Here is a 7,750-nt window from a genome sequence, read left to right as displayed (position 1 = left end):
GTTCGCACCGCTTAGAACGGCGTTCACATCAGCCGAGGCCAAGCCCCCGCCGCCCGACATCCGCACCCTCAGCGCCGGACCCCGATCCCATTCCGACGCCGTGGCGCGGAACAAAGGGGTTTGCGTTACCCCAATCGCGGCGCTTTGCGACAGAACCGTATTCAGGCTATAGCCCGCGTCAGAAATCGCACTGAACAACGCCGCGCTTCCGGGCCACGGCGTCGCCGTCACCGCCAGATGCGGCGCGTGTTCGACCTCGGCCCCGGTCAGCAATGGCAGGTCCAGAAACAGCGGGAACACCGGCACCGGTGGCACGAAAGGCGCCAGCGATACCGCCTCTTCCACCGCGTCAGATGGCGCATAGACCGAAGGTTCGACCCGCACGGCCTCGATCAACTGCGCCGCGCCCTGCTCGACGCGGTCGATGCGGAACAACGACCGCCCGACGGCGGTTTGCAACTCGGCCACGTCGCCCGCGCCCAGATCCATCCGCGACGGCGGCAGCGCGAACCGTGCCCGGTCGCGCGCCACCCGCGCCTCAGCCAGCCAGCGCTCGGCAATGCCGCGACCCTCGGTCTGGGTCAGCACCAGCGGCACATCCGATACCGAAATGCCCAGCGTCGCCTCATCGGGAAAGATCGCCTCGGCCGAGCGGGTCTCGTAATCACCTTCGGATTCGACGAAATTCAGCCGCACCCGCCCCGCAGTTTCCGCCCGTGGCGCCCGGATCATCTCAAAATCGCCCTCGGTCTCGCCGGTTACGGCCAGTTCACCAACGCTGATCGCGCCATCCACCCGGTTGCCCCGGCTTTGGAACCGCAGTTGACCGTCGCGCTCGACCGCGTCGAACCCATAGGCCAGCATCAGCGGTTGCAGGCTGGATCGCGCGCCCTGAATGTCGTTGATCGCATAGCCGCGCACCAACCCGTAAAGCCGCGACGCCTCCACCCCATCGACCCCGGACTGTGCGCAAATCTCGGCCACGACCGCCGCCAAAGACTGCGCCGACGCCCGACCATTCAGCCAATGCCCGCGCGCGTAATTGGCGCCATCGCCCCAAAGCTCGGTATTGGCCGGGAAATGCGGATAGGGCCGCGCATCCCAGGCCCAGACATGAGCGCGCGCCATGTCGATCATCGGACCGTCATATTCAACCGATACCGGATTGCGCGCCGGGTCCGACCAATAGCCGATCATCGCCCGCAGATATTGCTGCTGCAACAAATCGTCCCGCAGCCCCGAGGAATAAGCCGGCAGCGCCGATTCCGACGATTTCGGGTCAAGGAACTTGTTCGGTTGGTTGGTGCCCTTGTCGATGGCGGCACAGCCGAATTCGGTGAACCAGACCGGCTTGGATTGCGGCACCCAATCTGTCGGGCTGGCCTGACGCACCCCGGCAATCCGCTGGTAATGCGGGTTCAACCACCAGTTGCGGATGTCCTTATAGCGGAACACCCAATCCTCGCCGTAAGCGCCATCGCTGATCGGCGTCCGGCGCTGCGCGTCTGCGGCGGCCTGATTGGCGTAATACCAATCATAACCCTCGCCACCCTCGATATTGGCGCGCAGATAGTCCAGATCATAGATCGTCTCCCACGCCACATCGGCATGATCGTCGCCATCGCGCCAATCCGACATCGGCATGTAATTGTCGATCCCGATGAAATCGATATTCGGATCGGACCACAGCGCGTCCAGATGGAAATACACATCGCCCGAGCCATCCTGAGGCTGATAGCCAAAATATTCCGACCAGTCCGCCGCATAGCCAATCTTGACCTCAGGCCCCAAAATCGTGCGCACATCCGCCGCCAGCGCCTTCAGCGCCTCAACCGCCGGGAAGGTGTCACCGGCCCCGCGAATCCGGGTCAGGCCGCGCATTTCCGAGCCGATGCAGAACGCCCCGACCCCGCCCACGGCGGCACAAAGATGCGCGTAATGCAGAATAAACCGGCGATAAGACCATTCTGCCGGTCCACTATAGCTGACCGTCGAATTGCCCCCCAGCAATGCGGGCGGCAGGGGCAGGCCCGGCGGCACCTCGGTCAAACCCGCATAGGCCGGGTCCAGATCGACCTGAAAATCGCCGGGCTGAGCAGCTCCGAAAAACGCAGCAACCTCGGCCTCGGCGGCGGCGGTGCGATCGGTCGAGCCCGGCACCCCCGGCGCATAGTCCGTGGTGATCCGCCCGCGCCACGGCAGGTTCGCTTGCCCAACCGCATCGCTATAGGGGTCGGGCAAGTCGTTCCCGGCCACCTGATCCATCAGGATGAACGGATAAAACGTCACCGCCTTGCCTGCGGCCTTCAGCGCTGTGATCGCCTCGACCACCGCATGATCGGCCGGGGTGCCGCCATAGACCGGGCGGTCGTCCTGAACCGGCACTTCCAACGCCTCGGCCCGGGTCAGCCCCGACACCATCCATTCCATCGGTTCAGCGAAAACCGAGTTCTGGTTGACCTTGGGCTGCAACCTGCAATGCCCCGCGCGCAGGTCGTCGCCGAACCAGCACGACACCAGCAGCGCGGCGTTACAGGCCGTCATCTCGTCATTCAGCACCTCCAGCGAGGTGGCGAAATCGGTCTTGCCCGAAGGCGTGTTGATGTTCGCCGCAGCGCTTTCGCCGGGATTTTCACCGTAATAGACCGGCGTCATCGCCAGCGCATATTCGCCAGTGCCGGGGATCAGGGCCACGCCGGGCACGATGTCGCTCAGCGCCTTTTGGTCGATATCGTCAGTCGGCACCGCCCGGACGACCTCGAAACTGAACTGTGGCACCCGGTTGCCATGCGGCGCCAGCGGCAGATCCTCGATCACCACATAAGCAATGCCGCGATAGGCGGGCACCAGACCCACGCCTTCGACCGCCTCCATCTTGGGATCGGGAAGCTGGTCCTCGGTGCCGTGATACAGCCGCAGGTTCAGATCGTCCTTGGCCATCTCGACCCCATCGGCCCAGACCCGGCCAAGGCGCAGGATCTGCCCCTCGCAAATCGCGATCGCCAGACTGACCGAATAGCTATAGCTGATGACCTCGGGCCCCGAGGTCTTGCCACCGCCGCTGCTGTCGGTGCTTTCCAGAAACCGCGAGGCCCAGATCACCTGACCGGACATGCGGTTGCGGCCATAAAGCCGGTTCACCGCCGCACCTTCGCTGGCACCGGTCAGGCGAAAGCGATCGACCTTGCCGGTCTCGACCGCGGCCGAACCGCTGCCCATCAGCGTCTGGTCAATCACCTGGCCCAGCGTGGCGCCGACCGCCCGCCCGATGACCACGCTGGACAGGCCCAGAACCGAGCCCCCCACCGCCGAACCCACCGCCGCGCCGACCGCTGACAGAACAATCGTTGCCATTGTCGCTTACTCCCCGTCTCGAAATGCAAAGCGCGCCACGATCCGGCGCGCCCAAGGGGGGCTGAGCGGACTATCCACCACCCCATGACCCCAATAGGCATGAATGAATCCGGCCCGGGCGCCGACGCAGGTCTGAACCCCCAGATGCTTGGCCACCGCCCCCGATTTCATCCGAAACAGAATGACATCACCAAGCGCAGCCTCGGGCACCGGCTTGGCCCGCAGGACCGTGTCCAGGGCTTGCCACAGAACCTCGTGCCCGCCGGGTTCCGACCAATCGCGCGTATAGGGCGGCACCGGCAGCGGTTCCGCGCCATAAAGACCGCGCCAGATGCCACGGATCAGGCCCAGACAATCCGCACCCGCGCCAAGGACCGAACCCTGATGCCGATAAGGCGTGCCCAGCCACTGCCGCGCGATCTGGACCGCGCGGGCACCTGTGTCCGTCGTCACGTCAGGCTGCCGCCATCATTCGCGCCACCCTTGGTCGGATAGCTGATCAGCCAGTCCTCGCCCGGGATATGCGGAAAACCGCGAAAATTCTCGAAATTGACAAATTTGCTCCGGCAGGTCGCGGCCCGCTTGTCGCAGCCCACCGTCAGCGTCAAATCATCGCCCGGCTGCACCGCGACCCGCAGGCTTTCCCACAGTTCAACCACGCGGGTGCCGCTGATATAGCGGTCATTCTTGATGACACCGCGGGCACCAGCCCCCGGCCCACTTGTCAGCGTCAGCAGACCGGCCTCGAACAAGCGCGGCTCATAGCTGTTCAGACCGGTGAAGCGGAACACCCGCGCCGCGTCAACCTCTTCGACCTGCGCCCGATGCACATAGCCGCTCTGACCCAGATCGAACCGGCACAGCCCGTCGCCCAGCACCGCCGTGCAAGCATGCTGGTAAACCCGGCCTTGCGGCTGGTTCAGAATCTCGGTCAGACCGCGCAGCTCGGCCCGAAAGGCGCCACCGGCGCGCATCAGCTCGCCGATCTCGCCGACGAATTGCACGATCCGGTCGTCCGGGTTAGCCCAGTTCACCAGCCACGCCTTGACCCCGGCGCCGTCATAGCGCCCGGCCAGAATATCCGCCTCGGACACCGCCGCATCCGACAGCGCGCCGACCGCCTCGGTATTGTCGACCGACAGGCCGGTGGTCTGGGTCAGGGCGCGGGCGCTCATGCCGGTATTGGCGCGAAAGCTGATGCCCTCGAACGCCAGCGCCCCGTCATGGTCGGTAAAGCCCAACACCTGCCCGTCGCGCCGCGTCACCGCCCAGCACCGGCACAGGGTCGTGGCGCCACTGTCCAGATGCGCTTGAAACTGATCGCTCATCCCGCTCACAGCCGCACCTCCACGATCGGAACCCGTGGCACATCACCGGCGCGAAAGCTGGAGACCGAGGTCTGAATCGTGTCGGTATCAAACCGCACCGGCACGTCGAATTCGAACCCGGCCGTGATCGGCACCCCGATATCCGGCGCGTCGGTCAACGTCACCAGCCCGGCGTTCAGATCGACGTCAAAGCCGATACTTTCGACCAGAGGATCGCTGTCGACCGCCACTTTGACCGTGCCAAGAACCGGCTTGCGGATGGTGCGCACATAGCTTTCCCCGCCCGAAATATAGGTCTTGGTCAGTTGAAACACCTTGGTCTCACCGTCCCCGACCGCGATCTTCTGATCCAGCGCACCGACGGTGCCCGAGGGCTTGCAGGATTTGAAATCCGACCAGTCCTTCCAGCGGAATCCGTTCAACTGGCCACGCCGGGCCTCAAAAAACGCGATCAACGCCTCGACATCGTCCAAAGACCGCAGCCCCACCCCGGCGTCATAGCGACGGCGGGCGTGTTCCCACGGCGTGTTGCGTTCCTCGAACCCGTTGGCCAGTGTCACGATCTCAGTGCGCCGTTCCGGCCCGCCGACCGAGCCGAAGCTTAAGTTGGCAGGAAATCGAACCTCGTGAAATGCCATGACGCTCTCCTTAAGTGTTACGACGGCCGCGGCTCATCGCGCGGCCCATGGCGGCGGCGATCTGGCTTTGACTGCGCTGGAACCCCTGCACGTCCGGGGTGGTGATATTCATCGTGACGTGAACCGCTTGCCCGCCGCCCCGGGCCTGCACCCCAAGGCGGCCATCGGCACCGCGGGTCAGCGGCATGATCGCCTCGGGACCGGCCTCGCCCATCAGCCCGGTTCCGCCGCGCATCGGGAAATAGGTCGGGTTGCTGACCACACCGCCGGTGGCAAAGGGCATCACCCGGCCTTGGGTGAACGAGCCGCCCTTGGCGAAAGGCACCATGCTGCCGACAATGCCCTCAACCCCGGCGGCAATCCATTCGCCCAGCTGGTTCTGAACCGGCGTGATCGCGGCGTTATATGCCGCTTGCGAGATCGACTGGCTGACCTGTTTCAACGCGTCCGACAGTTTCATCCCGTCGAACACCAGCCCCTCGAAGGCACTGCGCAACCCGCGCCCGATCGAACGCGACAACGTGCCGACCTCGCGGCTGGTCAGGCTGACGCTTTCGCGCATCCGGGCCAGTTCGACATCGAACTGAATCGCCTGCGCAGTGCTTTGCGCCAGATTGTCCTCCAGCGACGCAATCTGGTCGTCGAACTTGTCCAGCTCGCTCATGTCTCAGACCTTTCTTTGGTGTCGGGAAAGGCGCGGGCCAGCTCGTTCAGCCGGTCGCGCGCCATCGGAGCCGGGCCGCTGCCATGCCCCAGCATCAGCAGCAATTCCGCCGGGGTCAGCGCCCAGAACTGATCCGGGCGCAGGCGCAGCCCCAGCAACCCGGCCCGCATCAGACCGGGCCAGTCAAACCGCGTCATGGTCACCCGGAACGGTAAAGGCGCGGGCAATCAGCGCCCCGGCAACCCGCGCCGCCTCGACCGGCCCGCCGCCGATCTCGGCCCCGGCCAAATCGCCGGAGGTGCCGTGCCAGCCGCCACCCCGCAGCCCAGCCAACAGCAGGGCCAGCACATCGCGGGTCGAAAAAGCCCCAGTTTCAAAGCGTTCGATCAACCCGATCAGCGTGCCGGTCTGCAGCGCGGTTTCCAGTTCAGCCAAGGCGCCAAGCGTCAGCTTCAAGGCGTGGCGCTGGCCATCCAGAACCAGCGCCACCTCGCCCGCATAGGGGTTCACCATCACAGCGCCGTAAAGCTCAGAACCCCGGCCGACGCGAGGCTCAGCTCATAGGTCGCTTCTCCGTTATAGCTGCCGGCATATTCGACCGAGGTGATCTGGAACGGCCCTTCGACAACGCCGAAGTCCGGGATGATCACCTGAAAATTCGGCACTTCGCCGTCGAAAAAGATTTGCCGCGCGCGCTCATCCGTGCCCGCATCCTTGAACACGCCCGAGCCCGAGATCGAGGCCGATTTCACCCCGGCCCCGGCCAGCAATTCACGCCAGCCGCCCTGACTTTCCAGACTGGTCACATCCACCTGCTCGGCGTTAAAGCTGATCCGCGTGGCGCGCAGGCCCGCAATAGTGTCGAACTGGCCATCCCCGGTCAGGTCGAGCTTGATCAAAAGGTCCTTGCCGTTTTGGGCCACCATGTTCTCACTCCTGAATTGAATTATTCGTCATCGACGCGGGCCCGAAAGGTCAGGTCGATCCGGCGGATGTCGCCGTCCTGCACCCGCCGCGCCCGTGCCTTGTCAAAGGCCAGACCGACCAACGCCCCGCGGCTCAGCGCCAGCGGCGCATCCACCAATGCGTCAGACACCGCCACTGCGGCGGCCTTGGCGCTGGCGAAACCCGCCGCGCTGCTGACCACCGACACCGTAAACACATGCACCGCGCCGCCGCCGGTCTTGTCCGAGCGGTCGCGCACGTCCTCGGGTCCAAGGCTGACATACAGCTCGGGCAGGTCGCCCGGCGGCACCGCGTCATAGATCGCACTGCCGACCAATTGGGTCAGCGCCACATCCGAGGTCAGCCATTGATACACCGCCGCCTGCAAGGCAGCTGCCGCGCCATAGCTCATGCCGCGCCCTCCTCTTCGGCGTAACAGGTCAGATAGGCCGCGCGCGCATCGCGTTCGGTCACGGCCAGAATGCGGAAAATGCGGTCGCCCTCACGAAAGCGCTGGTCGGGTTTGGGGCGGAAACTGGCACCCACCGGCGCGCCGCGCACGGTGATGCGATAGCTCAGCCGCGACAGGGCCACGCTTTGCCCGGCCACCTCACGCCCCGACCCCGGCAAAACCTCGGCATACATCGACCCCAGCGGCCCCCATGACTGAACGAACCCGCCCGCCCCATCCGGCAGCCGTTGCGGCGCTTCCAGCACCAGACGGCGGCTCAGTTTCGGCAGGCCTCTCATGTGGCACCCCCGCCCAGAATCCGCACTGTGCGCCAGCGTTCAAGCAACGCCAGAACCCCGAACGGCATCCC

The 7,750-nt window shown here is 65.2% G+C and carries 10 protein-coding genes; all 10 read right to left on the bottom strand.

Annotated elements, in window-relative coordinates; genetic code table 11:
- Positions 1 to 3,354 (bottom strand): glycoside hydrolase/phage tail family protein (locus ABYW26_RS07660; protein ID WP_372604184.1); only part of this gene is annotated, 3,354 nt, incomplete at its 3' end.
- A gap of 6 nt (positions 3,355 to 3,360) precedes the next feature.
- Complete coding sequence (locus tag ABYW26_RS07655) at positions 3,361 to 3,807, bottom strand: peptidase (RefSeq protein WP_372604183.1); 447 nt, start codon at positions 3,805 to 3,807, stop codon at positions 3,361 to 3,363.
- Positions 3,804 to 4,682, bottom strand: coding sequence for a DUF2163 domain-containing protein (locus tag ABYW26_RS07650; protein ID WP_372604185.1), 879 nt, complete (start codon positions 4,680 to 4,682; stop codon positions 3,804 to 3,806). Before ABYW26_RS07650 ends, ABYW26_RS07655 begins: the two co-directional genes overlap by 4 nt.
- Before the next feature lie 5 nt (positions 4,683 to 4,687).
- Positions 4,688 to 5,320, bottom strand: coding sequence for a TIGR02217 family protein (locus ABYW26_RS07645; RefSeq protein WP_372604182.1), 633 nt, complete (start codon positions 5,318 to 5,320; stop codon positions 4,688 to 4,690).
- A 10-nt stretch (positions 5,321 to 5,330) separates the two neighbouring features.
- Positions 5,331 to 5,984 (bottom strand): phage tail tape measure protein, encoded by a 654-nt coding sequence (locus ABYW26_RS07640; RefSeq protein ID WP_372604181.1) that lies wholly within the window; start codon positions 5,982 to 5,984, stop codon positions 5,331 to 5,333.
- Complete coding sequence (locus ABYW26_RS07635; protein ID WP_372604180.1) at positions 5,981 to 6,181, bottom strand: rcc01693 family protein; 201 nt, start codon at positions 6,179 to 6,181, stop codon at positions 5,981 to 5,983. The genes ABYW26_RS07640 and ABYW26_RS07635 overlap by 4 nt, the downstream gene beginning before the upstream one ends.
- Complete coding sequence (locus tag ABYW26_RS07630; RefSeq protein ID WP_372604179.1) at positions 6,168 to 6,497, bottom strand: gene transfer agent family protein; 330 nt, start codon at positions 6,495 to 6,497, stop codon at positions 6,168 to 6,170. The genes ABYW26_RS07635 and ABYW26_RS07630 overlap by 14 nt, the downstream gene beginning before the upstream one ends.
- Positions 6,497 to 6,910: a phage major tail protein, TP901-1 family gene (locus ABYW26_RS07625; RefSeq protein ID WP_372604178.1), complete on the bottom strand. Its 414-nt coding sequence runs from the start codon at positions 6,908 to 6,910 to the stop codon at positions 6,497 to 6,499. Before ABYW26_RS07625 ends, ABYW26_RS07630 begins: the two co-directional genes overlap by 1 nt.
- A gap of 20 nt (positions 6,911 to 6,930) precedes the next feature.
- Entirely contained in the window at positions 6,931 to 7,341 is a 411-nt protein-coding gene (locus tag ABYW26_RS07620) for a DUF3168 domain-containing protein (protein WP_372604177.1), read from the bottom strand.
- Complete coding sequence (locus ABYW26_RS07615; protein ID WP_372604176.1) at positions 7,338 to 7,679, bottom strand: head-tail adaptor protein; 342 nt, start codon at positions 7,677 to 7,679, stop codon at positions 7,338 to 7,340. The genes ABYW26_RS07620 and ABYW26_RS07615 overlap by 4 nt, the downstream gene beginning before the upstream one ends.
- Positions 7,680 to 7,750 lie beyond the last annotated feature (71 nt).

This window comes from Actibacterium sp. (assembly GCF_041584535.1).
Taxonomy (GTDB): Bacteria; Pseudomonadota; Alphaproteobacteria; order Rhodobacterales; family Rhodobacteraceae; genus Actibacterium_D.
This window is presented reverse-complemented; position numbering and strand designations above follow the sequence as displayed.

What these genes read in the sequence shown, in the direction of transcription:
- ABYW26_RS07650 (WP_372604185.1), bottom strand. Translation starts at nt 4,682, where the DNA reads ATGAGCGATCAGTTTCAAGCGCATCTGGACAGTGGCGCCACGACCCTG.
- ABYW26_RS07645 (WP_372604182.1), bottom strand. Translation starts at nt 5,320, where the DNA reads ATGGCATTTCACGAGGTTCGATTTCCTGCCAACTTAAGCTTCGGCTCG.
- ABYW26_RS07640 (WP_372604181.1), bottom strand. Translation starts at nt 5,984, where the DNA reads ATGAGCGAGCTGGACAAGTTCGACGACCAGATTGCGTCGCTGGAGGAC.
- ABYW26_RS07635 (WP_372604180.1), bottom strand. Translation starts at nt 6,181, where the DNA reads ATGACGCGGTTTGACTGGCCCGGTCTGATGCGGGCCGGGTTGCTGGGG.
- ABYW26_RS07630 (WP_372604179.1), bottom strand. Translation starts at nt 6,497, where the DNA reads ATGGTGAACCCCTATGCGGGCGAGGTGGCGCTGGTTCTGGATGGCCAG.
- ABYW26_RS07625 (WP_372604178.1), bottom strand. Translation starts at nt 6,910, where the DNA reads ATGGTGGCCCAAAACGGCAAGGACCTTTTGATCAAGCTCGACCTGACC.
- ABYW26_RS07620 (WP_372604177.1), bottom strand. Translation starts at nt 7,341, where the DNA reads ATGAGCTATGGCGCGGCAGCTGCCTTGCAGGCGGCGGTGTATCAATGG.
- ABYW26_RS07615 (WP_372604176.1), bottom strand. Translation starts at nt 7,679, where the DNA reads ATGAGAGGCCTGCCGAAACTGAGCCGCCGTCTGGTGCTGGAAGCGCCG.